Source organism: Helicobacter baculiformis (genome assembly GCF_900197685.1).
Taxonomy (GTDB): Bacteria; Campylobacterota; Campylobacteria; order Campylobacterales; family Helicobacteraceae; genus Helicobacter; species Helicobacter baculiformis.
Map to the genome: position 1 here is coordinate 15,746 of NZ_FZMF01000026.1, position 23,833 is coordinate 39,578.

Consider the following 23,833-nt stretch of genomic DNA (forward strand, 5'->3'; position numbering starts at 1 on the left):
ACCTTGGCAACAGAATTGTATCACACCTGCAAGCAGCAATGGCTTTGTTGAGCAGTAGCGCAGTCATGTTGCGCATATTGTTGTGCTTAGAAGGATTATAGGGCATTTCTGCACTGACTACACCACCTATCTTAAAATCATTGCTATTAAACTGCACGAGATAGTTCACATTGTGATCAAATTTTGCTGCTACTGTGCGTGTACTACTACACCCATTTAAAACAAGACCTGCAAAGGTTAAGCTAGCAAGAGAGAGAGAGAGAAGAATTTCCCAACGCGGCGCGACATCAAAAGCTCCTTAAAAATTTAAATAGCGGTTATTCTATCCTAATTAGTTGTGCTCTGTCTTAAAGGCATTTTAAAACTAATGCTCTATAATGTCCGTTTGTCTAGACACTCTAAAGGAGTTTGTATGAAGGTGTTATTGCTACAGGATGTCAAAAACTTGGGTAAGGCAGGAGATGTGTGCGAAGTGAAAGATGGGTATGGAAATAATTTTCTCATCGCTAAAAAGCTCGCCCAAATTGCCACCAAAGAAGCGCTCAACAAATACAAAGCCGTCCAAAAGAAGCGCGCGCAATTAGAAGCTCAAGAATTAGCCGCTAAACAGGAGATCGCCCAAAAATTAGAGGGCATTACTTTACAAATTATTAAGAAAGTTGGGGCTAATGGGGCGCTGTTTGGCTCGATCACCAAAGAAGAGGTGGTAGAAGCCCTACAGGCACAACACTCTTTAGAAGTTGATAAAAAAATCCTCGAACTCAAAACCCCTATCAAGAGCACCGGGATTTACGAAATTGATGTCAAGCTAGGGCATGGCATCACCGGCGTGCTCAAAATTGATGTGGTGGCTGAGTAGGAGATGTTTCACGCCACCACCATTTTAGGCTATAAAACGCATTTTGAGGGCAAGGATTACGCCATCATCGGGGGAGATGGGCAGGTGAGCTTTGGCAATTGTGTGCTCAAGGGCAATGCCACCAAAATCCGCACTTTACACCATAACCAGATTTTAAGCGGGTTTGCTGGAAGCACTGCGGACGCTTTTAGTTTGTTTGACATGTTTGAGCGCATTTTAGAGGGCAAAAAGGGGGATTTGTTTAAGAGCGTGGTGGATTTTAGCAAGGAGTGGCGCAAGGATAAGTTTTTGCGCCGCTTGGAGGCGATGATGATCGTGCTCAATAAACAATCCATCTTTATTTTGAGCGGGACGGGCGATGTGGTCGAACCCGAAGATGGCAAGATCGCCGCTATTGGGAGCGGGGGCAATTACGCCTTGAGTGCGGCGCGCGCGCTGGATCAATTCGCCAACTTGCCCCCTAGAAGCCTTGTAGAAGAGTCGCTTAAAATCGCGGGCGCGCTGTGCATTTACACCAACCAAAATATTAAAATCTTGGAGCTTTGAGATGAACACCGACAAGCTGGACATGACCCCCCAAGAGATTGTTACCTATTTAGACGATTACATCATCGAGCAACAAGACGCTAAAAAGATGATCGCCATTGCCTTGCGTAATCGCTGGCGGCGTTTGCAATTGAGTAAGGAGTTGCAAGAAGAGGTTACGCCCAAGAATATCTTGATGATTGGCTCAACAGGGGTGGGTAAAACAGAGATCGCACGGCGCATGGCTAAGATGATGGGCTTGCCCTTTATCAAGGTGGAGGCGAGCAAATACACCGAAGTGGGCTTTGTGGGGCGCGATGTGGAGTCGATGGTGCGCGATTTGGTGGCAACAAGCATTAATTTAGTGGAGAGCGAACAAAAGGAGAGAAATAAAGAGAAGATTGAGGATCTCATTGTCGAGAGGATCACCAAGAAATTATTGCCCGCCCTGCCCAATGGTGTTAGCGAAGCTAAAAAAGAAGAATACGCGCTCAATTTTGAAAAAACCAAAGAAAAAGTCAAGGGCACAGCCCTAGATCATGTCAAAATTGAGATCGAATTGCACAAAAAGCATTTAGAGGGGGATTTCAATGTGCCCCCTGAGATCATCAAGGTGCAAGAGAGTATTATCAAGGTGCTCAATAGGGAGGGCGAGAAGGTGAGCAAAGAGATGACCATCAAAGAAGCTAAAGAAGCCTTGCGCCATGATGTCTCACAAACCATCTTGGACATGGAGCGCGTGCAGATGGAGGGCGTACAACGCGCCGCTCAATCGGGAGTGATTTTTATTGATGAGATCGATAAGATCGCCGTAGGGGTTAAAGAGGGGAGCAGGCAAGACCCTAGCAAAGAGGGCGTACAACGCGATCTCTTGCCCATTGTAGAGGGCAGTGTGATCAACACCAAGTACGGACCTGTGGCGACCGATCATATCCTCTTCATTGCAGCCGGGGCGTTTCACTTGAGCAAACCTAGCGATCTCATCCCCGAATTGCAGGGGCGTTTCCCCTTGCGAGTGGAGTTAGAGAGTCTCTCTGAGGAGATCATGTACGCCATTCTCACACGCACTAAGAGCTCCATCATTAGGCAATACCAAGCCCTTTTAGCCGTAGAGGGCGTGGAGCTTGTCTTTGAACCTGAAGCCCTTAGAGAATTGGCAAGACTTTCTTTTTTAGCCAATCAGAGTACCGAAGACATCGGCGCGCGCCGCTTGCACACCACGATTGAAAAGGTGTTAGAAGACATCAGTTTTGACGCATCGAGTTACAAGGGACAGAGCGTGATCGTCACCAAAGATCAAGTGAGTCAAAAACTTCAAAATCTCGTAGAAAATGTGGATTTAGCCCGCTTTATTCTCTGATGACAAAATCCGGTTTTATCGCACTGCTTGGACGACCCAACGCGGGCAAAAGCACCTTACTCAACGCGCTTTTGCAGGAGAAAATCGCTTTGATCTCGCACAAAGCCAACGCCACGCGCAAGACATTAAAGGGGATTGTACCCTTCAGTGACGCGCAAGGGGTGGCATGCCAGATGATCTTTGTGGACACGCCCGGGCTTTCTGAACCCCAAAAACTCTTGGATCGGGCGATGCAATTAGAGAGCGCGCGCGCGCTCAAAACATGCGATCTCTGTGTGTTTGTAGCCAGTGTGCATGAGAATTTGCAAGGCTATCAAGACTTTTTAACCCTTTGTGGCGATAAACCCCATATTGTCGCGCTCAATAAAATAGACACGCTCACGCACGCCCAACTGCTTGCCAAAATACAGCCCTATCAAGCTTACAATACTGCATTCAGCGCTCTTGTGCCCTTGAGCGCGACCAAGTGCAAGAATTTGGAGGGTTTGTTACAAGAAATCGCCAAGCTCTTGCCCTGTGCTCCCTTTTATTACGATTCAGAACTGCTCAGCGACGCGCAGACAAAAGAAATCTACAAAGAGATGATTCGCGAACAGATCTTTGCGCATTTGAGTCAGGAGATCCCCTATGCAAGCGATGTCCTCATCACGCGTTTTATCCAAGAACCCCAGTTAGATCGCATCCATGCCCAAATCATTGTAGAAAAAGAGAGTCAGCAAAAAATGGTGGTGGGCAAGGGGGCGTGGGTGATTAAAAAAATCAGCAAGCAAGCGCGTTTGAACATGCAAGCTTTTGGGGGTAAAAAGGTCTTTTTGCGCCTAGAGGTGGTGGTGTGCAAAAATTGGAGTCAAAGACAAGATCAGCTAAAAAAAATGGGCTATGTGGTAGAGTGGGGCCCTCCATCTTTAATTTCCAATAAATAGGGATGTGGTGTTAATGGGGGCTATGTGTGCTGTTGTGCGTGTTAGTGTGTGTTTTGGGGTTTGAAAACAAGAAGCTTACCAAAAAAGACATCAAACCCCCCGAGCGATTCCTACAATCTTATTCGATACAAAAAGTATTTTAGGAAGGTGTTTTTAGAATATCGCGATATTGGGTTTATTATAAAAACCTAGACTATTTAGTTTGTGGTTGATAAGACAAACCCCAAATTAATCCTTTGCAATCCGCGAAAGTAAGGCGCTGGTAGGGTCTAAGGTGAGTGATAAAATGCGTGAAGGTAATAAAGTTACTCCTGCTGGCTTTTATCATATTCTCAATAAAAATTATAGATTTGGATGCCTACTACGGGCTTTTTTGTTGGAATCTAATTACTCTAACCCCTAACTCCCTAGACATCACGCTCAGGTGCACAGCCAAAATATTGCCTTGATCGTCTATTTCAACTTCTAAGTTTTTGTATTTTTCATAGAATTTAGGGGCTAGGATGTGGTTAAAATAGTCATCACCCTTAGGGGTGCGCATAACATTAATATCCCATGGATTCCAATCCAAAGGGTTTTCCCATGACTTTTTGCTATCCATTTTGCTATCATGTAAATAATTTCTATATGTATAAAAAAATTTTCTTTAATATGTTTCCAAGCCACCAGCACAGATGAAAAAGAATGATACAAACTTTTTTCTTCGTCTTTGCATGTAAAATCAATGAGATTTCCTAGGAACATTTCACCAATAAAGGCAATATACTCGCTTGCATAGCTTGGTTGTGGGTCGTTTTCAAAAAGATTTTTGTCTAGAGTATCCAATGAATAGATATCGTATTGTCCCATGAACCCCTCATCAATCTCAAAATTTAACGGCGCTTCTTGTAGAATGTGATATTCAAAGTATTCTAAAATATCTAGTTTTGTAATTCATGGATAAGTCAATAAGATTTTTACATCCAAAGACTCTTGCCCCAAAACTCTTGTAATTAACCGATCCAACCCATGCTGATAAATAAAGATCAAAGAGATCGCTGTGTTGATTTATCATCGCGCGTAGTTTCATTTTCTCATCGTCTCCAAGTTATGAATTATTTTCTCTTTTGGGGATCAATCTCCGTTAACAATGCCTATCAATGCAAATATAGTAAGAAAAGCACTCCAAATTCCCGATGCAACACACACAAAAGCCCATATACGGTTAGCAAACAAGGTATAGATACGGTGGATGAACCACACAACAAAGCTCTCGCTAATAATAAGAACTAGAAGAGGTAAGATAATAAATTTGACAAGCAAAGCAGACAATAGGGCGATATATATTGGTAAGAAAGGCAAACAGACTAATGCAATGATACTACCAAGTTTTTTCATCTAATCTCTCTACTTTAAATAAGTTCTATTACTTTCATCTTTGTATCGTTTTCTTAATTCAAGTACATACTCTATGCCTTGTTTGTCTGCGGCAATATCGTTTTTATCAAAACCTGTGCCTCCACTAAACGGCTGCTTGAGAGCGTCCAATATCTCTCCTCCATAACCATACAAAAAGGCTAGAAATAACAAGATAAATCATATAAATTCCGTAAAATTGCACAATTTTTTTATAGATTTATTTTTGCCACAAAAGCCCCAATTTTTGCTAAAAGAGGCATTGCCTTTAGTAGGCAGAGTTCCCGAAAATCAAGGATGTAGCGGGTATAGGTGAAACAAGTATGTAGCAGAAATCCAAGCTTTGTAGATTCACAAAGTTTTATAGGATTTTGTATGCTTGTAAGAACGGAAGCGAGTCTTATTGCAGGCGTGCATATTGCCTTAAAAAGTGGTGGTAATAGTAGATTTTGCGACACTTTTCAAAGATACGCGCCCCTATCCCGGTTTTCTTGCGTCCTTTATAAGGTGCTTGTGTGCCCATTAGGTGTTTGTTTGTCGCCGTGAGGATGGTGGAATTTGTCTTGTGCTCATCAGTAGGATGCACACTCAAGGGAATGTAAGTAAAATTGGGGATGTGGTGTACCCAGTATTGGTTCATAAAAACATCTACTGGGGCGCTAAAATGATGGCTTGCGCTCACAAAAGCCTTAGCTGCTTTAGGTGTGATGTAGTAGGCTAAAGTGGTCAGGACAGGCAGGACGGAAAAATAAAAATGAGTAGCTAGAATTGTTTCTAAAACTTTGGGGTTGAGAGGGGCAAGACATGTCCCATTGAGTGCGCCAATTTCAGAGTATTTGGGTCGTTTTTCATGAAAATCTCCATATAGACGCACAAAATCAAAAGGGTTTTTTAGGCAATCTACAATACTCTGCCTGAAATTTGATTGCAAATCAAAATCATCTTCTAAAATCACTATGGGTTTGTTGTTTTCAATGCATTTGAGCCAAAGCAGGTAATGGCTAGCATAACAACCTAATTCTTCAGGAAACATTTCCCGCCCGTCAAATCCCTTAAACCAAGCGTTTTTATAGAGAGTCTGAAGAGAGTAGGAATGTTGGATAAGACTTGAATACCCTAAGTCTTTCTTGAAATAATGGCTGTGTTTATCAACCGCTTCAAAGAGATGAAACTGCAGGTCTATCTCCCCCCCCCCCCCCTCTAGAATTGGTTTTTGCACGAACGCCTCACATCTTGCGCGCCGTGCACTATTTCTAAGTGAAATAATATAAACATGACAAGATAACATCGTATGTCTTTCCACTATTCTTTTTCCTTTTATATCCCTTATTATTATGTGCAAATGCGATGAGAGTGAAATTTAGGAATTAGCTAACTAGGCATCAAAATCATGCAAGCATGCGACACCATTCATATTTTATATCGAAGCGATTATAGAGAAATTCTTAACTCTCTTTAAGTTGTTCTAGGCGCTCCTTCTTGCTCCCAATATCAGTAATTTGGATTCCGAAGTTTCCATCTACAATCACCACTTCACCCCTAGCAATGACCTTATCATCTACCAGAATCTCTAAAGGATCATTGACCATTTGGTTAAGCTCAATCACGCTTCCAATGTCCATAGAAACTACATCTTTTAAGATCATTTTCTTTTGTCCAATACGCACTCTAACATTAAGCTTAATGTCTAATAGCATGTTAATATTGCGCACTTCTAATTGTTCTAAATGGTTATTATCCCCTTCTGCGCGCTCGCTCTTAGGTATAACAGGAAGGTTAGGCATAGAAGGGGCATGTTTGATCTTAGAAGTGTTTTGGGGAGCAACCTTCTTCTTGAAAAGATCGATAAAAACCCCGCCACAGAAAATAAAAAAACTTGATTGTAAACTTCCCAGCTCAAATCCAAATTCAAAGCCATCGCTATAAGGGTCGAGCAAAGAAGCATCATGGGCATCAACAGCTTCGCTGACTTCAAAAGAGAATTTTGGAATGATTTCTTGGGCTTGTAGGGCTGTGGTGAGTGCCCCAAAGATATTAGAGCCAATTTCTTTTATTGCGTCCAAATCGTCTTTTTCTAGGGTTTCCTTGCTAGTCCCTTCGCCCCCTATCATCAAATCTGCTAGTGCAGTTGCCATAGGAATAGGGATAGCCAAAGTGATTGTTACATTGGTTTGAGGTTTGACCTGCACCACTACAGAAGCATGTTCGACGAAAATAAAATCCCCTACAGAAATTTCATTTTTCAGCTCTACAGATGGACTCTTTCCCAATAGTCCGCCTAAAGTAGACGTACACTCTTGAACGAAGAGTTTTAAAAAATCGTCAATCATTCTTCTTCTTCCTTGATATTACCAATCTTGATTTTGCGTTGGTTTTCTAGCACTTCGAGCACTTCTTTAACCCTGTCTTTTTCAGTTTGAATCACTTCTTTAATCTTGATGGTCTTGCGGTAACCTTGATAGCCTACCGTGGCTAAATAGCGCTCTTTTTTGTCAATATTGACCACCACCGTATCATTAGCAACCTTATTAAGGCGAATCGTATCTCCCACAACCAAATCTAACACCTCTTTAAGTGTAAGCTTTACACTCCCCAAAAACGCAGAAACATCTACGCTCGCTCCACCTACTAGAGCTTGTAATTCTTTATTACGACTCTTTTTAGAGCTGGTTTCTGTGAGCATGACATCGCGATTGCCCATTTTTGATAAAATTCCCTCAATGGAGATCACAGGGTAACAAAGATTCATCATGCCCCGGCTATGTCCAATCACAATTTCCATCACCACCATGATCACGATCTCATTTTGCGCCACGATTTGCACCACATTCGCGCTGGACTCTTTGGCATCAATGGTGGGGAAAAACTCGGTTACAGGATTCCAAATATCCTTAAGTATCTGCATCACCTGCTTTAAAATAGTGTCTAGCAAGTTAAGCTCAATATCACTAAATTCGCGAGTTTGATCGTAAGAACTTCCTTTACCTCCGAGCAGACGATCAATCATAGGGAAAACGATACTAGGGTTAACTTCCAGAACCCCCGTACCTCCCACTGGCTTCATAGAAAAGACATTAAAGCTTGTGGGGCTGGGCAAGCTCATCAGAAATTCCCCATAGGTCATCTGATCCACACTGTGCAACTGAATTTCCACAATGCTGCGCATGATGGCAGAAATTTGACTAGAGAGACTACGCGCCATTTTGTCATGGATACTTCTAAAGGAGCGCAACTGTTCTTTGCTAACCCGATTGGGACGTTTGAAATCATAAAGAGTGATCTGCTTTTGAGGCATGATCTCTTTTTTCTGAAGAGTATTGACATCCTCAGACTCGTCAACAACTTCTAGGAGCGCATCAATCTCTTCTTGGCTTAGAATGTCAGCCATGCGCACCTCCCAAATTGATACGGATTTTTCTAATCACTTCCTTGATAATTTGAGAAATCCTCGATTCGGTAACCCCCAAGATCTCCTTAATTTCGCTTAAATTCAATTCTTCAAAAAAATAAAGCTGAATAATGAGTTGTTCACGCTCAGACATAGTTTTTAAAACGCTATAAATGTGAGTCATGAGCTCTTCTAGCTCTAGTTTTGCGCCGATATGATCCTGCTCGATGGCGTTAAATTGCTCATCTATGGGCACATTGGCATAAATATCAGAAGCAACCTTAGCTTCGCGAATCTTGCTAATGTCTTCTTGTAAAACTTGAGCTAGATAGACATCGTCAGGTTCTTGTCCATACTCGTTATAATATTTGGAAACCTCGTGGTCGATTTTTTTAATGAGCTTTCTAGAGGCGCGCGAAACTACGTCTAGGGAGCGCAAATAATCCAACATAGCCCCATTCACACGGGTTTTGGCATAGCCCCAAAAAGAATCATTGAGGGCAATATCATAACGGCGCGCCAACTTAATAAGCTCTTCTGTACCTACAGAAACTAAATCATTAAAATCTACACAACTAGGCAGGCGCTCTTTTAAACGAAATGCCATTGCACGCACAGCAGGCAGATATTGGATCGCTAGGTCGTCCTGAGAGCTTTGGATTTGCGCATCATAACTAAACTTTTTGAGCACTTTATTTCTCGTCAAACTCATAGCTGTGTACATATTTTAACAGCGCATCCACTTCTTTTTCGCGCTCCACAAATTCCTTATTAAAATTACTCAATTTACGCTCCAAATCTGCCTTATTTAAGAATCGCTTACGCGGGTAGATAAAGTTCATGAATATGGAAGCAAACACGAGCATGATCATGTAAAACCCGGCCGTGGAAACCAAAGTTCCAAAGAGGACATATTCGGGTTGATCAAATTTGATCAACGAGAGGATCAGTCCAATAAAAAAACCCCCGACGATGGAAAAATTCACAAAGTTTTCTACTTTCATGACACCACCTCACAAATATCGTAGTAAGCGTTTGAAAAACCCGATGAAATTGTCCTTAGGCGTTTCTATCACATTGTGTTCCATCTTCATGGTTAAAATTTTAGAAACCTGCCCCATTGAAAACGAAAAGGTGTTAAAAGGCTCACTTTTGCATAAAAGCTTGCGATTTTTGATAGATTGCTTGAGCGCGTTGCTGTTTTGGATATAGCCCAAATAATTCAAGGTCATGTGTGGGATATTTTCTTTGGCGACACGTTGGATTCCGCTAAAGATTTGCATCGCCTTATCGGCTGAATCGACCATATTGACCAAAACAAAGGCATCGTTTTTAGTTTTAGAATTAACCTTAATGGTGGTATAGGCATCAGTAATAGCCGCCGGGTCAGAAGTGGTGATCACCACCACGCAATCGCTCGCGCGCAAGAAAGCTTGGGTAAACTCCCCAATCCCCGCCCCAGTGTCAATAATCATGTAATCTAGATCGTCGAGTACATTTTCCTCATCTACAAAACTATCTAAGATTTCTTGGCTCACATACTTAAAAATCTCTTCCCCACTATCCCCGGGCACCAGGTAAAACCCCTCTTCAATCGGGTAGATCACTTCATTAAAACGCGCTTCACCCCTGAGCGCGTGCAAAATATTCTTACTAGTCTTGATTCCAAAGATGATATCTAGATTAGCCAATCCAATATCTGCATCTAAAACGCCCACCTTGTAACCACTTTTAAACAAGCTATAACCTAGATTTGCACTGATGGTAGACTTGCCCACACCCCCCTTACCGCTCGTGATCGCGACAAATTTTGTCTTGCCCTTTTTGCTAAAAATGCTTCTAGGCTCCATGATGTGCTCCAAACCGCTCGCTTGGTTGTGCGTCATGCTTTTTTCCTGTTGGGATGTGCAAACCCATCGAGCATGCAATCCACCAAATAATCATTGCTAGCGACCAACAAATCCATGGGCACTTCCTGACCGATACACAAGTAACTGATGGGCTTTTTGCTCTCATAGACTAGGGAAAACAAATTTCCAAATCCGCGACTCTCGTCCAATTTGGTGAAAATCAAACTATCGATCTCCAAAGGGCTAAAGGCGTTGTAAATATCCTTCAAATCTTCGTATTTCGTGGTGAGTGAGAGTACAAGCGTGGTATCGATCTTGTAGCCATTTTCAGTAAACTTCTTCAAGGCTTCGATTTTCTTTTTATCATGCTGAGAATGCCCAGTTGTATCAATGAGCACTACATCGCAATACTCTAGAGTACGCATTTCTTTTGTAAAATCCTCTGAGTCCATCACGGTCTCAATGCCAATCTTCATTTTTTTGGCATACCACATCAACTGCTCCACCGCGCCGATGCGATAGGTATCCAAAGTCAAAATCCCCACCTTATATTTTTTGTCCAACATCTTAGAATAGCGCGCGGCTAACTTGGCTAAGGTGGTGGTCTTGCCCACGCCCGTAGGTCCCACCAACATCAAAATTTTCTTATAACTAGGATCTAAACTTTCATGACGACAATAGATCATCTTACGCAGAACTTCTCTAAAATAACGCTTTACCGTTACTGAATTTTCACGCATTTTTACAGGCATCATTTCCAAGCTCAAACGCATGATTTCATCCAAATGAGTCTTGTGCATGCCACTATTTTTAGCCAAACGATAGATTTCTGCAAACTCCTGCGGAATGATAAAGTTAGGACTCTTATTGTCATTCCATACCATATTCTGAATGAGCTTAAGATTGTCGTTAATCTTATTAAGCTCGCCTTTGATAGAGTGCAACTCAACCCCATCCCTATCTTTCTTGGGGGAGGAGATCTCTTTGGGAGTAGCCTCATCTAATGCGCTCGCCTGTGTAGGAATAAGGGGCGGAGGTTGGCTCGACACTCCGGCCAGTTTGCGCATCTCCTCTAGGGTTTTAGAAAGCTCAATGCTCACCTCTTCTTTGAGAGGGGGTATAGGTTCTTTGGGACGGGGTGTAGATTGCAGTGCGCTCTCTAAGCGTTCTTGCATATTATTACTCTTGGGCTTGGACTCTTCTTTGGGCTTGTCCACAGCTACCACCACTTCATAAAGCCCGGGTTCTGTTAAACTTTTCTTGCGGATTTCTTGAGCCTTCACCACTAGGGCATTATGTCCATGTTCACTTTGGGCGCGTTTGAGTGCTTCAGCAGTGGTTTCGCCACTATAGGTATAGAGTTTCATGCTCATCTCCATGCCATGTGTTGCAAGATTAGAGGCACAAGCACAGAGGTGCGCCGACTCCACCCAGGGTGGGGTAGGGTCAAATAAGGCTGTCTAGAGGTCATATGGTTAAAAAAGAGAATATCGATGTCTAGCGTCCTTGGGGCATTTTTAAAGGGGCGTTTGCGCGCGCGCCCCCAGCGTCTCTCTAAATAAAAAACAAGTCTAAACAACTCCCGCACACTTAAGCTTGTGCTAAAAGACAGAGTGGCATTCGTAAAATCTCTCTGCTTGGTGTAGCCAAAGGCAGGATTGATATAGAGAGGCGAGGAATACACCCGTGAAAATAGGCGATGGCGTGTCAACCACACCCATAACCCTTCAAAAATTTTCTTAGAATCGCCCACATTGCTCCCTATGCCCAAAGTTGCTGTATTTCTCAAAATGTACCTGCGTTTACACTTGGCAGGGAAAAAGCGCGTGTAAACAAGCGTGCACATCACTCCATCAAAGAACTTCAGCCCTAGAGTGTTTCACAACCACTAGGTCCTCAATACGCACCCCATATTGCCCCGGGATGTAAATCCCGGGTTCTACAGAGAACACCATGCCCTCCTCAATAATCGTCTCACTCCTAGGAGAAATAAAGGGCAATTCGTGAATATCTAAGCCAATTCCATGCCCGGTGCTATGCGCAAAAAACTCCCCATACCCACTCTCTGCAATCACGCCTCGCGCAATGGCATCGATTTCTTTACCTGTCATGCCTGCACGCAAATTCTCAATCGTGCTCTCTTGTGCTTTGCGCACTACATCGTAAATTTTTTGTAAGGTCTTATCTTTAAAATATTGAGTGCGCTCAAAACTGAACTCCCCATCAAAAAAAGCGGTACGCGTACGATCAGCACAATAACGCTTGTATTTGATCCCCATATCTGCCAGGAGCAAATCCCCCTTTTGCAAGCGCACCTCCGGGCTGGGCAAAGCATGAGGCTTGGCCGCATTAGCATTGATTGCCACAATGGGCTCAAAACTCAGATCATACGCTCCGCTACAGGTTAAAAACTCCTTACTCTTGAATTGGAGTGCTCTTTCTACATGTCCTTGTGCGCTGGCGACATGGCGGGCAAAACTCTCAAAAGCCTCCACATTCAACGCTTGTGCGCGCTTGAGCAAGGCAATTTCTGCTTCACTCTTGACGATGCGTTGTTTCCTATGATAATCGATTTCCCCGACCAACTCACATCCTCCCAACCCTGTAGCGAGTCGTTCATAAATCTGCACGCTAATTTGCGCCTTATCAAAATAGAGTTTGGGGGTTTTGTGTGCCAATTCGATCGCCTTTGTCCACAAATCAGCACTTTCCACCACCTCTACACCCGCTTGTACACTCTGACGCGCTTCTAAAGTGTAGCGCGCATCGGTGATAAAGAACGCCCGATCTTCTAGCTGTAAAAAAATGCCATGATCACAGCTGTAGCCACATGCGAAGTACTGAGCGTTTTCGTCGGTAGTGAAATGTGCGTTCACACTCAAGCGTTTGTCCTAGCAATAGAATCTGCTTGTGCTTGATTTTCTTTAATCGCCTTAATTTCGGCTAAAATTTGCATCATGGCGATCAGAGCCACATGGTAGCCAAAAGCCCCAAAACCGGTTACCACACCCGCACTCACTGCGCCCGTGTAGCTAGTCTTCCTAAACTCTTCGCGTGCAAAAATATTGCTCAAATGCACTTCAATCACGGGCATGTCCGCAAGCATGATTGCATCGGCAATGGCAACAGAAGTGTGCGAAAACGCCCCGGGGTTGATAATAATCCCTTCAAAATCGCTTCCTACGCACTCCTGAATGCGATCGATGATTTCCCCCTCAAAATTTGTTTGAAAAAAATCCAGTTCCAAGCCATTTTGCTTGGCAAAACTTTCCATGTTTCCATGGATCTGATCCAAAGTTACAGGACCATAAAGTCTGGGGTCGCGATGCCCCAGCATATTTAAATTAGGTCCTTGAATCACCAAAATCTTCATCAAAACTCCTTAGGATAGATGCGCTAGTATAGCACAATTAAAGCGTAAAATTACGCACGATTTTTTGCAAGTCTTGCGCCGTGCGCTCCAACACACTGATTTCTTTGGCATTGCTACTCATTGAGGTGGCAACCTCATGGGCGATCTTGGCAATCTGTTCGATCTGGCTAGCAATGTTGGCGATATCTTGAGACTGACTTTTAGAGTGCACCACTACACTTTTAGCATCTTCTAGTGAGCTAGCAGCTTTATTGTAAATAGCTTCCAACGCACTAGAAGCTAAATTTGCATGCTCTTGACTCTTAGTGATCTCAACAACCATGTGTTCCATACTAGCAACGGACTTTTTAGTTTCCTCTTGAATAACTTTAATGATTCGATCGATTTCTTGAGTCGCACCCCCGGTATGCTCAGCTAGTTTGCGAATTTCATCTGCCACTACTGCAAATCCGCGCCCGTGTTCACCCGCGCGCGCAGCCTCTATGGCGGCATTGAGCGCGAGCAAATTGGTTTGATCGGCGATGCCTTGAATAAGTTCAGCACTCTGCCCGATGTTTTGGGCATGTTTGTCTAAAGATTGGATTTGTTCAGCGCCAGCGCGTGCGCTTTGGGTAATGCCTTCCATACTCTGCGCGGTGTTATGCACAGCTTCTTTACCCTTTTGGCTCAACTCTACACTTTGTAGAGAATTCTCTTCTGTTTGGGCAATAATATCGCTCACTCCTTGAACACTTTCTTGCATATGAGTCATGTTTTTGATCAGCTCAGCAGTCATGTTTTCTTGCTTATTAGCGTTTTCCTGAGAGATGCGTGAGAGATCAGAAGCTAAAGTAGACTTGTGTGAAATATCGCTAGAGGATTGGCTAATTTGTTTAATGATGTGCACCATAGAAGCTTGCATATCTTTAATAGCATCCAAAGCACTGCCTGCAAACTTTGTCTGAACTGTATGCGAAAGATCGCCTTTGGCAATCGCACCGATAATCTCTTTGATCACAACGGGTTCTTCTCCTAAGGATGCTCTGATGTGCCGCACAATGATAAAGGCAATTCCCATACCAATAAAGAGTACAATGAGAGTCAAACTCACCATCAGATAACTAAACTCACTGGCAATACCCTTAGCAAGAGAAGTAAGTTTTTTGTTGAGACTCTCTTCATGATCAATAAAAGCATTGATGGCTGCAAGCCACTTAACGATATTTTGGGCTAAACCCTTGTATAAAAATTGCGCAGCTTCTTGCGAATCTTTTTGCTTTAAGGCGATAATCTTGTTAATTTGGGGGACTGCAACAATCTCTATTGTATTGATATCTGCGTAAAGTGCTCGCTCCTTATCACTAACATGATCTTGAAACTGAGCAAACATCGTATCCATGGATTTCTTAGCCTGTTGGTAGTCCCCATAGAGCTTAGCGATCAATTCAATTTGAGTTTCCAAAAACTCGCGATTTTGTGTGATGACTACATCGCGCACAGCGATAGCACGATCATGCACACTTCCACGCATGTTGATCGCATAGCGCTGTTTTACAGCATTATAATCTGTGATCTCAGTTAAAATATGATCGATAGTGCGCACCCGAATCACTCCTACCACACTCAAGATCACCATTAAGGCAATCACAACCCCAAAACCGCCGTAAAGCTTCTTGGATACGCTTAATCCATCCATCATGGCACATCCTTTAGTAACAAACAAGATTACCGTTTATTTTTTTCTATGATTTTTTGATAACGATTGATATTAGAAGTTACCAATTCAATAACAAGTCTTTGCATCACCTTTGCATACATCTCACTAAGGATTGCTCGAATTGCAGTGTCTTTTGCTTTAATAAGTTGAGTGCGCCCAACATAACTAGGCATCAGTTTACCTGTTTTGCTAATAGGGTAATGATAAGTATGTGTGCTAGCCTGATGACCGCTCACATCCACACCAAAATTATGAATCACCTTACCCGTTACAGGCTCAAAGAAATTAAACCATATTGTACCCGAGCTCCGATCTGCCATAATATCTACATTTGACTGGCTAGAATCGTCAGGATTTATCTTAATATTCTCTAATACACCCACCCAACCACTCAAATCTAAAACTGCCCATATCTTGCGCTTTTGTACAGGAGTGAGCGCCTCTCTATTGCTAAAACGCAAAACCTGATACCCGCGCTTCTGAAGAATCTCTTGAATTTGCTTGAGCAATGCTTCTTGAAATTGTGTGGCATAGGGCTTAAGATTGTCGCTCACTTGTATATGGGGTGTAAGGATACCTACAAAGTGATTATTGATAGGCGCTTGGGTAATACTAATGGGGTAGTGAAGTAAAAGAGTATCGCTCACAGCATGGGTCGTCCTACTTTTCTGTGCAACTTGAATCTTAGAATGCGAAAAATCCTTAAGAGAAGACACCTCAGACTGCGCATGCAAGAAGCCCCCACAAGCCCCTAGAACAAACCACGCAAGCAACACCTTCCGTCTTGTTTTTTGCACAAAAAACCTTGCACTCCAAAGTTAAAGGATTATAGCACACAAACAAATAATCAAAAGACCCCCTCCCATACCTCTTTTAGATGGGTAAAACGCGGATGTGCTCGTCTAAGTGCTCTTGTAATACCCCCTCAATAGCATATAAAGTTCCTGTACCAGCGCTCGCGCACCCATCGCACGCGCCCATGTAGCGGATATAAACATCTACAAAACCCCCTCCTTCTTTAATATCAAGTACTTCCAAATTCCCCCCATCCATCATGAGCATGGGGCGGATGTGCAAATCGATGGTGTGATCGATGGCCTTGACTTTTTGCACCATCGTCATGTCCACGAAGGCTAAATCCCCGCTCAAGGATTTTTGCGCATTCTCCTTTAGGGCTTCGGCTTGCATTTCTGCGCGCACATCCCTGAGAATATCCACTAAATAATGCTCCCTAGCCTCGTGCCCACCAGGTTTGACACAACTCTTACAAAACCCCCCGGCTTTGGTGTATTGGGTGATCTCCTCTACGCTCTTTAAATCGTTGAGCCTAATCACCTCCTTAATCGTGCCCAAGCTCACCCGCGCACACTCGCACACAATGATCTCACTTTCAAAATCTTCCGGGTTCTTACCCAGGTATTGAGCGGCGGCCTGCTTGATCACATCATAAGCCATCACAGAACAGTGCATTTTTTGCCCGGGTACGGCGGGTACATCAGGGTGATCTCTAAGGCTATGTTCCACATCTAAATTTGTGATCTTCACCGCATCTTGTACCCGTTTGCCCAAACACAGCTCAACCATCATATCCGAGCTAGCAATCGCTGTCCCGCATCCAAAACTCTTAAACTTAGCGTCCACAATCACATCGGTTTTAGGGTCCACCAGCCAGTAAAGCCGCACCGCATCCCCGCACGCCTCTGCGCCATAGTCAGCAACGATGAGTTTCCCCCCTTTGGCTTGCGCCTCCTCCTGCGTGATGACCCCTAAATGCGTGGGATTGTCCATGCGTCTGCTCACCTCTTTAGAATAGGCGTCCCACAACGCCCCACCGAGTAAATTATTTTTTGCCATGTGAACTCCTTTGTCTAAAACCCATAAGAGCTAGAGATATTGCGCAAGCGCTTCACCGCCTTTTGAAAAGCTTGAATCGTGTAGTCGATCTCTTCTGCTTTGTTAAAACGACTCAAAGAAAAGCGGATCGCGGTGTGGGCAAGCTCCTTATCCGCCCCAATAGCGACCATCACCGGATTAGCCTGTAAATCCTCGCTCGCGCACGCACTCCCGGTAGAAGCGGCGATATTGGCGCGATTCAAATCCCAAAGCATCGCCTCGCCCTCGATCCCGCGTACACTCACTAAGGTCGTGTTAGGCACGCGTTGCACGCGATCCCCAATGACAAAGACATCTGCGATATTCAAAAGCGCGTCCTCAAGCTTATCGCGCAATTCCCCAACAACTTGTTTTTCATACTCTAAATGTTCTTGAGCCAAGCGCATTGCCTCGCCCATGCCCACAATATAGGGCACATTCAGAGTTCCGCTACGCCGTCCGCGCATGTGTTCCCCGCCATGCAAAAGCGGGGTGAGCTCTACGCCTGAGCGGATGTAAAGCCCCCCAATTCCCTTAGGTCCATGGAATTTATGCGCTGAAAAAGAGAGAAAATCCACATGGGCTTTTTGTACATTGACCGGGATTTTCCCAATCGCCTGCACAGCGTCCGTGTGGAAGAGCACACCCCTTTGCTTGCACACTTCCCCAATCTGCTCAATGGGGAAAATCAAACCCGTTTCGTTATTAGCCCACATCACGCTCACTAAGGCGGTCTTATCCGTGATAGCTTCTTTAACCTGTTCTGCGCTAATAGTACCCTGCGCGTTAATGGGCAGGTAGGTAACCTCCATCCCTACACTTTCTAAAAACTCGCAGGTGGCATGCACAGCCGGGTGCTCGACCTCTGTAGTGATGATGTGATTCTTGCCATGTTTGAGATACGCATCAAAATACATGGATTTGAGCACCCAGTTATTGCTTTCTGTGGCACAGGAAGTGATGATAATGTCGTCCTCATTGCGCGCGCCCACGCCTGCATAAAGCTTATCTAAAGCTTCTAAAATGGCGGGGTGGGTTTCTGTGCCAAATTTGTGCAAGGAGTTAGGGTTACCATATTGCGCGCTAAAATAAGGAGTCATCAGACTTTCTACCGCTGGGTCTACCTTGGTGGTGGCGTTATTGTCCAAATAAATGCGTTCCATCAAAAATCCTAAAAAATAGAGTTTGGATATACAAAAGTCATTTTCATAGTAAAAATGGATATACCACGCTATCCTTTGCGCAATCTTAAGATTCTTGCATAAGTGCGATGAGTTGCTGAATACTTGTATTGCTGTGCACAATTTCCTCTTCTTCTTGCAACATGAATGCCTCCATAGAGGCTTTTTTAGCGATCGCCTCGTCCAAATCCGAATCGAAGCCCTGTTGGTAAGATCCGATGCGAATCAACACCTCGTTTTCTTTGAGCAGGGCGTAAAGTTTGCGGAATTTACGTGCAGCGAGCATGTGCGCTTGTGCGCTCACTTCTTTACTCACCCTAGAGGCAGAGTTTAAAATGTTGATGGGGGGGTAAATGCCATGATCGGTCAACTCTCTACTGAGCACAATATGCCCATCTAAAATACTGCGTGCCTGATCGGCAATGGGGTCTGAGAGATCATCGCCCTCCACTAAGACGGTGAAAAATGCTGTAATGCTGCCCTTGTTTTTCTCTTTACCGGCACGCTCCATTAGTTGGGGGAGTAGAGTCAGAGCAGAAGGGGGGTAGCCTTTGCTAGTGGGGGGCTCGCCCATGGCTAGCCCTATCTCGCGCTGTGCCATCGCAAAACGCGTGATCGAATCCATCATAAACAACACATCATGCCCTTGGTTTTTAAAATACTCCGCCACACTCATCGCACAGAACGCGCCGTATTTGCGCATCAGAGGCGAATCATCGCTAGTAGCGACCACCAATACCGTGTTTTCTAAATTGCCTTGTAGGTTTTTATGGATAAATTCGGGAATCTCGCGCCCGCGTTCCCCAATGAGGGCGATCACCTTGATAGGCGCGCTGGATCCGCGCACCACCATGCCCATCAGTGTGGATTTGCCCACCCCGCTACCCGCAAAAATACCTAATTTCTGCCCCTTGCCACAGGTGAGAAGGGCATCGATGCTTTTAACCCCCACGCCAAACATCTCATCGATCACGCCCCGATCTAAGGGCTTCATAGGCTCTACCATCACGGGCGCAAACGCGTTTGCACGCACAAAGCCTAGCCCATCTAAGGGGTTGCCCAGCGGATCGAGTACGCGCCCTAGCAAACCCTCCCCCACCGGGAAACTCAAACCTTCTTTGACAAAGAGTACGCGATCCCCCACCTTGCACCCCTCCACAAAGGAAAAGGGCGCAAAGCCAAATTGGTGTTGTTCCACCACCACCACCATGCCCAAACATTCCTTGCCATCAGCGCGTTCCGCTTTCACCACATCGCCCACAGAGGGTAAGAATCCTTGCACAAAAACCATGTTGGGTAAAATCTTGGAAATCATGCCGTAACGAGGCGAGAGATCGCGGCTGAGTTGTAGGCGCGCTTTGAGCGTTTCTAAGGACATGATCCTCCCAAAGTTTAATTGTGGATTAACGCATGTTTGGTTAAAATGACCCCTTTATTATACTCAAACTCAAGGAGTTATCGATGGATTTAGAGACCAAAAGGTTAGATGGCGCTAATGCGCATATCCATGCTAAACCTTCTCTAGAAGTTTTTGAAGAAAAATCTAAAAAGGTTGCCCAAAAGATTGCTAGAAACACAAAAATTGACGGGTTTAGAAGAGGTAAAGTGCCCCTCAATGTTATCCAGCAACGCTACCAAGATCGGATCAACGAAGAAACTAGACAGGAATTACTTGACTCTGTGTTACACGCCGGGGTGAAGGCGTTAGAACTCGCCCCTCAGGAAATGATGGGTAGCCCTGCGATCCTCAAATTCGAAAAACAGGATACGCATTTTGATATTGAGCTCAGAATCGGGATTAAGCCTCACATCGATCTATCCAGTGTGGAGAGTTGTATCCCTGATTTTACCATTGACGAGATCAGCCAGGCGCAAGTGCAAGAGCGCTTAGACATCTTAGCCAAAGAAAAGTCTAGCTTCTCAGACGCGCCTGAAAATACTCTTGTGGCTAAGGATCACGGGGTAATTATAGATTTTGAAGGCTTGCTAGATGGACAACCCTTTGAAGGTAATAAAGCACAAAATTTTGCTCTCATTGTAGGTGAGGGACGTTTATTAGAAGATTTTGAAACTCAGCTTATAGGGATGAGGGTAGACGAAGAAAAGCAGTTTGTTGTGCGCTTCCCCAAAGACTACGCCAATGCGACTTTGGCGGATAAAGAAGTCTCTTTTCATGTCAAGCTCCACCAAATCCAAATCCGACAAATCCCTGAGATTGACGATGCGTTTGTCAAGGCCGTGCTCAACCAAGAAAAAGAGCCCACTTTGGAGTTGCTCCGACAAAAGATCAAAGATCAGCTCTTCTTGGAAGCAAAGACCAAGCTCTACAACCAAGAACTTAAAGATAAGCTGATGAAAAACTTAGAAGATACGCTTTGTTTCGATCTGCCCACTACGCTTTTAGAGCAAGAAATCGATTTAGCTTTGCACCAATCCTTGCAGGATACACCCCAAGAAGAGCTTGAAGAACTCCAAAAAGATCCTCTTAAACTTAAGGAAAAACGTGAGAGTTTTAGGGCTGAGGCACTCAAAAGCGTAAGGGTTACTTTTATCATAGAAGCCTTGTCTAGACAAGAAAAGATTGAGGTGCAGGATAGTGAGGTGTTTCAAGTTATTTATCATGAAGCTATGATGACCAAACAAGACCCTAAACAGCTCATTGCATATTATGAGAAGAACTACATGTTGCCAGCTGTTAAAATGACTCTGATTGGGGATAAGTTGCTGACCTGCTTGCTTGACAAACGCTTGGCTAAAGCGCAGGAGGCCTCTTGAACTACATTCCCTATGTCATTGAAAAAACCGGGCGGGGGGAGCGCAGTTACGATATTTACTCTAGGCTATTGAAGGATCGCATCGTCTTGCTCAGTGGGGAGATCAACGATGCGGTGGCTTCTAGCATTGTGGCGCAGTTGCTCTTCTTAGAGGCTGAAGATCCCGAAAAGGACATCAATCTCTACATCAATTCGCCCGGGGGTTCGGTTACCAGCGGTTTTAGCATTTATGACACCATGAACTACATCCATCCGGATATTTGCACCATCTGCATCGGGCAGGCCGCTTCGATGGGGGCGTTCTTGCTCAGTTGTGGCACCAAGGGCAAACGCTTTTCTCTGCCCCATTCGCGTATCATGATTCACCAACCCCTAGGGGGCACACAGGGGCAGGCAGCCAACATCGCCATCTACACCAAAGAGATCTTGCGCTTGAAAGATTTGCTCAACCAAATCATGGCGACTAATACCGGCCAGCCTTTAGAAAAAATCGAGCAGGACACCGATCGTGATTTTTTCATGAGCGCGTTGGACGCTAAAGAATACGGACTTGTCGATGAGGTGTTGGTGAAGAGTTCTAAGCAGGCTTGAATGGCAATTTTAGAAGTCTTACAATACCCTAATAAAAAGTTGCGCGCGCGCTCCAGTGAAGTACATGTCTTTGATTCAACATTGCATACACTCTTAGAGGACATGCATGAAACCATGCTCGCGCGCAAGGGCATTGGTTTAGCCGCCATTCAGGTGGGCGTGCCCAAGCGCATTCTCATCATCAATTTACCCCGCGGAGAAGATGAAACCCAGCACCCAGAAGATCGCCTAGAAATCATTAACCCCGTAATTACTCACACGGAGGGGAGTATTCTTTGGCGTGAGGGCTGTTTGTCCGTCCCAGAGTTTTACGAAGAGATCGAACGGCATGCTAATCTTACTCTGGCTTACCAAGACCGCCACGGGGAATCGAAAATGTTGCAAGCTAGCGAACTTTTGAGTGTGGCGATCCAGCATGAGATCGATCACCTCAATGGGGTTTTATTCGTGGACAAGCTCTCCATGCTCAAGCGTAAAAAATTTGAAAAGGAATTTAAAAAAGCCCTCAAGAGTGAGGGCTGATGCGCGCGCGCGTGCATGTGAATACGCTCTATTGTGCGACCATGCGCGGCGCGGGTGCCAAGATTGTACAAGTAGAGGGGAGTTTCACGCGCGCCCTGCCTGCTTTTGTGATCGCCGGGTTGCCCAATAACGCCATTCAAGAATCTAAACAGCGCGTGCAGGGCGCACTCCAAAATAATGGCTTTGCCTTCCCACCCCTGAAAATCACGATCAATCTCTCCCCCTCCGATCTGCCCAAAAGTGGGAGTCATTTTGACTTGCCCATGGCGCTCTTGGTCGCTTTACAAAAAAATCCTCTCAAGCACACTTGGTTTGCCTTTGGAGAATTGGGTTTAGATGGCAAAATCAAGCATAGCGACACCATTTTTCCTATGCTCTTAGACATCGCCCTGCAAGCCCCCAACGCTCATGTACTCGTACCACAGACCGGACAAGAACTCTTGAGCCTGATCCCCAATTTACACCTGCACTTTGTAGAACATCTAAACCAAGCCCTAGAGATCATCACCCAAGACACCCAACCACCCCACACGCACGCCCCCAAACTGCCCTTTGAGAGTTTGCAAATTGATCGCACTCCCTATTATTACTTGCAAGATTTTGCCCTAGATTTTAGCGATGTGAAGGGGCAAGAACACGCCAAACACGCCGCGCTCATCGCGGCAAGTGGCATGCACAATGTGATCTTTGAGGGGAGTCCGGGCTGTGGGAAGAGCATGATTGCCAAGCGCATGCGCTACATTCTACCCCCCAGCACTTTGGACGAAATGATCACTTCTACCAAATTGCGCATTTTAAGCGATCAAGAAAGCGCCTACACACCTCTGAGAAATTTTAGAAACCCCCACCAAAGCGCGTCAAAATCCAGTATTCTAGGCTCTACTCAGGCGAATAACCCCAAGCCCGGGGAGATCGCATTGGCGCACAATGGGATTTTATTCTTTGATGAACTCCCCCACTTCAAAAGAGATATTCTAGAAGCCTTGCGCGAGCCGATGGAAAATGATCAACTGGTGATTTCTAGAGTGGCTAGCAAGATCACCTATGAGACTTCTTTTCTCTTTGTGGGGGCGATGAATCCCTGCCCTTGCGGGAATTTGATGGATAATTTTAGGGTCTGCCGTTGTCTAGAAAGGGATATTCTCGCCTATCAAAGCCGTTTGAGCGCGCCTTTTTTGGAGCGCATCGATCTCTTTGTGCAAATGAGTCCCACAGACGCGCAAGCCAAAAGCACGCTAGATTCTGCACAGATGCACCAACAGGTCTTAGAAGCCTTTAAAATGCAAAAATCTAGGGGGCAAGCCCGTTTGAATGGCAAGCTGAACGAACAAGAGATCGCACAATTTTGTCTTTTGGACTCCCAAGCCGCGCAAATATTGGATCAAGCAATTTTGCGCTATGGATTCTCTGAGCGCGCCATCAACAAGATGAAGAAAGTGGCGCGCACCATTGCCGATTTAGCAAGCTGTGCTACTATCCAGAAAGCCCACATGCTCAAGGCACTCCAATTTAGAAAGGTTTAAG

25 protein-coding genes are annotated in these 23,833 nt (G+C 44.7%); 8 read left to right on the forward strand and 17 right to left on the reverse strand.

What is annotated here, in order from left to right:
- Nucleotides 1-412: 412 nt before the first annotated feature.
- The 4 genes from rplI to era are packed head-to-tail and all read left to right on the forward strand — an operon-like array spanning nt 413 to nt 3,667.
- Entirely contained in the window at nt 413-859 is a 447-nt protein-coding gene (gene rplI / locus C6G87_RS04950) for a 50S ribosomal protein L9 (protein ID WP_104752418.1), read from the forward strand.
- Nucleotides 860-862: 3 nt separating this feature from the next.
- Nucleotides 863-1,405, forward strand: a complete 543-nt coding sequence (hslV, locus tag C6G87_RS04955) for an ATP-dependent protease subunit HslV (RefSeq protein ID WP_104752419.1) — start codon at nt 863-865, stop codon at nt 1,403-1,405.
- A 22-nt stretch (nt 1,406-1,427) separates the two neighbouring features.
- Entirely contained in the window at nt 1,428-2,744 is a 1,317-nt protein-coding gene (gene hslU, locus C6G87_RS04960; RefSeq protein ID WP_199767642.1) for an HslU--HslV peptidase ATPase subunit, read from the forward strand.
- Nucleotides 2,741-3,667 (forward strand): GTPase Era, encoded by a 927-nt coding sequence (gene era, locus C6G87_RS04965; RefSeq protein ID WP_199767641.1) that lies wholly within the window; start codon nt 2,741-2,743, stop codon nt 3,665-3,667. The genes hslU and era overlap by 4 nt, the downstream gene beginning before the upstream one ends.
- 361 nt (nt 3,668-4,028) lie before the next feature.
- On the opposite strand, the gene C6G87_RS08830 is transcribed toward era, so the two are convergent.
- The 17 genes from C6G87_RS08830 to fliI all read right to left on the reverse strand — a co-directional run bounded on the left by C6G87_RS08830 (nt 4,029) and on the right by fliI (nt 19,800).
- Complete coding sequence (locus tag C6G87_RS08830) at nt 4,029-4,268, reverse strand: hypothetical protein (RefSeq protein WP_233709020.1); 240 nt, start codon at nt 4,266-4,268, stop codon at nt 4,029-4,031.
- A 785-nt stretch (nt 4,269-5,053) separates the two neighbouring features.
- Complete coding sequence (locus C6G87_RS08495) at nt 5,054-5,194, reverse strand: hypothetical protein (protein ID WP_158653101.1); 141 nt, start codon at nt 5,192-5,194, stop codon at nt 5,054-5,056.
- Nucleotides 5,195-5,462: 268 nt separating this feature from the next.
- Nucleotides 5,463-6,350 (reverse strand): glycosyltransferase family 25 protein, encoded by an 888-nt coding sequence (locus C6G87_RS04980; RefSeq protein ID WP_104752423.1) that lies wholly within the window; start codon nt 6,348-6,350, stop codon nt 5,463-5,465.
- A 157-nt stretch (nt 6,351-6,507) separates the two neighbouring features.
- A complete protein-coding gene (fliY, locus tag C6G87_RS04985) occupies nt 6,508-7,392 on the reverse strand; it encodes a flagellar motor switch protein FliY (RefSeq protein ID WP_104752424.1) in 885 nt (294 codons plus the stop codon).
- A complete protein-coding gene (fliM, locus tag C6G87_RS04990) occupies nt 7,389-8,450 on the reverse strand; it encodes a flagellar motor switch protein FliM (RefSeq protein WP_104752425.1) in 1,062 nt (353 codons plus the stop codon). The genes fliY and fliM overlap by 4 nt, the downstream gene beginning before the upstream one ends.
- Entirely contained in the window at nt 8,443-9,162 is a 720-nt protein-coding gene (locus tag C6G87_RS04995) for an RNA polymerase sigma factor FliA (RefSeq protein ID WP_233709021.1), read from the reverse strand. The genes fliM and C6G87_RS04995 overlap by 8 nt, the downstream gene beginning before the upstream one ends.
- Entirely contained in the window at nt 9,143-9,454 is a 312-nt protein-coding gene (locus C6G87_RS05000; protein WP_104752427.1) for a hypothetical protein, read from the reverse strand. Before C6G87_RS05000 ends, C6G87_RS04995 begins: the two co-directional genes overlap by 20 nt.
- A 9-nt stretch (nt 9,455-9,463) precedes the next feature.
- The gene (locus tag C6G87_RS05005; RefSeq protein ID WP_104752428.1) at nt 9,464-10,336 is read right to left on the reverse strand and encodes a P-loop NTPase; all 873 of its coding nucleotides are present in this window, start codon (nt 10,334-10,336) and stop codon (nt 9,464-9,466) included.
- The gene (flhF, locus tag C6G87_RS05010) at nt 10,333-11,667 is read right to left on the reverse strand and encodes a flagellar biosynthesis protein FlhF (protein ID WP_104752429.1); all 1,335 of its coding nucleotides are present in this window, start codon (nt 11,665-11,667) and stop codon (nt 10,333-10,335) included. The genes C6G87_RS05005 and flhF overlap by 4 nt, the downstream gene beginning before the upstream one ends.
- Nucleotides 11,668-11,669: 2 nt before the next feature.
- The gene (folK, locus tag C6G87_RS05015; protein ID WP_104752430.1) at nt 11,670-12,146 is read right to left on the reverse strand and encodes a 2-amino-4-hydroxy-6-hydroxymethyldihydropteridine diphosphokinase; all 477 of its coding nucleotides are present in this window, start codon (nt 12,144-12,146) and stop codon (nt 11,670-11,672) included.
- A 7-nt stretch (nt 12,147-12,153) separates the two neighbouring features.
- Complete coding sequence (locus C6G87_RS05020; RefSeq protein WP_382262517.1) at nt 12,154-13,182, reverse strand: M24 family metallopeptidase; 1,029 nt, start codon at nt 13,180-13,182, stop codon at nt 12,154-12,156.
- Nucleotides 13,179-13,673 (reverse strand): type II 3-dehydroquinate dehydratase, encoded by a 495-nt coding sequence (gene aroQ, locus C6G87_RS05025; RefSeq protein ID WP_104752431.1) that lies wholly within the window; start codon nt 13,671-13,673, stop codon nt 13,179-13,181. Before aroQ ends, C6G87_RS05020 begins: the two co-directional genes overlap by 4 nt.
- Before the next feature lie 37 nt (nt 13,674-13,710).
- Entirely contained in the window at nt 13,711-15,351 is a 1,641-nt protein-coding gene (locus tag C6G87_RS05030; RefSeq protein WP_233709022.1) for a methyl-accepting chemotaxis protein, read from the reverse strand.
- A gap of 26 nt (nt 15,352-15,377) precedes the next feature.
- On the reverse strand, nt 15,378-16,166 hold the full coding sequence (locus tag C6G87_RS05035; RefSeq protein WP_233709023.1) for an HpaA family protein: 789 nt from the start codon (nt 16,164-16,166) through the stop codon (nt 15,378-15,380).
- A gap of 76 nt (nt 16,167-16,242) precedes the next feature.
- Nucleotides 16,243-17,223, reverse strand: coding sequence for an iron-sulfur cluster assembly scaffold protein (locus C6G87_RS05040; RefSeq protein WP_104752432.1), 981 nt, complete (start codon nt 17,221-17,223; stop codon nt 16,243-16,245).
- A gap of 14 nt (nt 17,224-17,237) precedes the next feature.
- Complete coding sequence (locus C6G87_RS05045; protein WP_104752433.1) at nt 17,238-18,407, reverse strand: NifS family cysteine desulfurase; 1,170 nt, start codon at nt 18,405-18,407, stop codon at nt 17,238-17,240.
- Nucleotides 18,408-18,489: 82 nt separating this feature from the next.
- Complete coding sequence (gene fliI / locus C6G87_RS05050) at nt 18,490-19,800, reverse strand: flagellar protein export ATPase FliI (RefSeq protein ID WP_104752434.1); 1,311 nt, start codon at nt 19,798-19,800, stop codon at nt 18,490-18,492.
- An 83-nt stretch (nt 19,801-19,883) separates the two neighbouring features.
- Between fliI and tig the strand changes: the two genes are divergently transcribed.
- The 4 genes from tig to C6G87_RS05070 are packed head-to-tail and all read left to right on the forward strand — an operon-like array spanning nt 19,884 to nt 23,832.
- The gene (gene tig / locus C6G87_RS05055; RefSeq protein WP_104752435.1) at nt 19,884-21,197 is read left to right on the forward strand and encodes a trigger factor; all 1,314 of its coding nucleotides are present in this window, start codon (nt 19,884-19,886) and stop codon (nt 21,195-21,197) included.
- Complete coding sequence (gene clpP, locus C6G87_RS05060) at nt 21,194-21,787, forward strand: ATP-dependent Clp endopeptidase proteolytic subunit ClpP (protein WP_104752436.1); 594 nt, start codon at nt 21,194-21,196, stop codon at nt 21,785-21,787. The genes tig and clpP overlap by 4 nt, the downstream gene beginning before the upstream one ends.
- Complete coding sequence (gene def, locus C6G87_RS05065) at nt 21,788-22,309, forward strand: peptide deformylase (protein ID WP_104752437.1); 522 nt, start codon at nt 21,788-21,790, stop codon at nt 22,307-22,309.
- A complete protein-coding gene (locus C6G87_RS05070; RefSeq protein ID WP_104752438.1) occupies nt 22,309-23,832 on the forward strand; it encodes a YifB family Mg chelatase-like AAA ATPase in 1,524 nt (507 codons plus the stop codon). The genes def and C6G87_RS05070 overlap by 1 nt, the downstream gene beginning before the upstream one ends.
- Nucleotide 23,833: the final 1 nt, after the last annotated feature.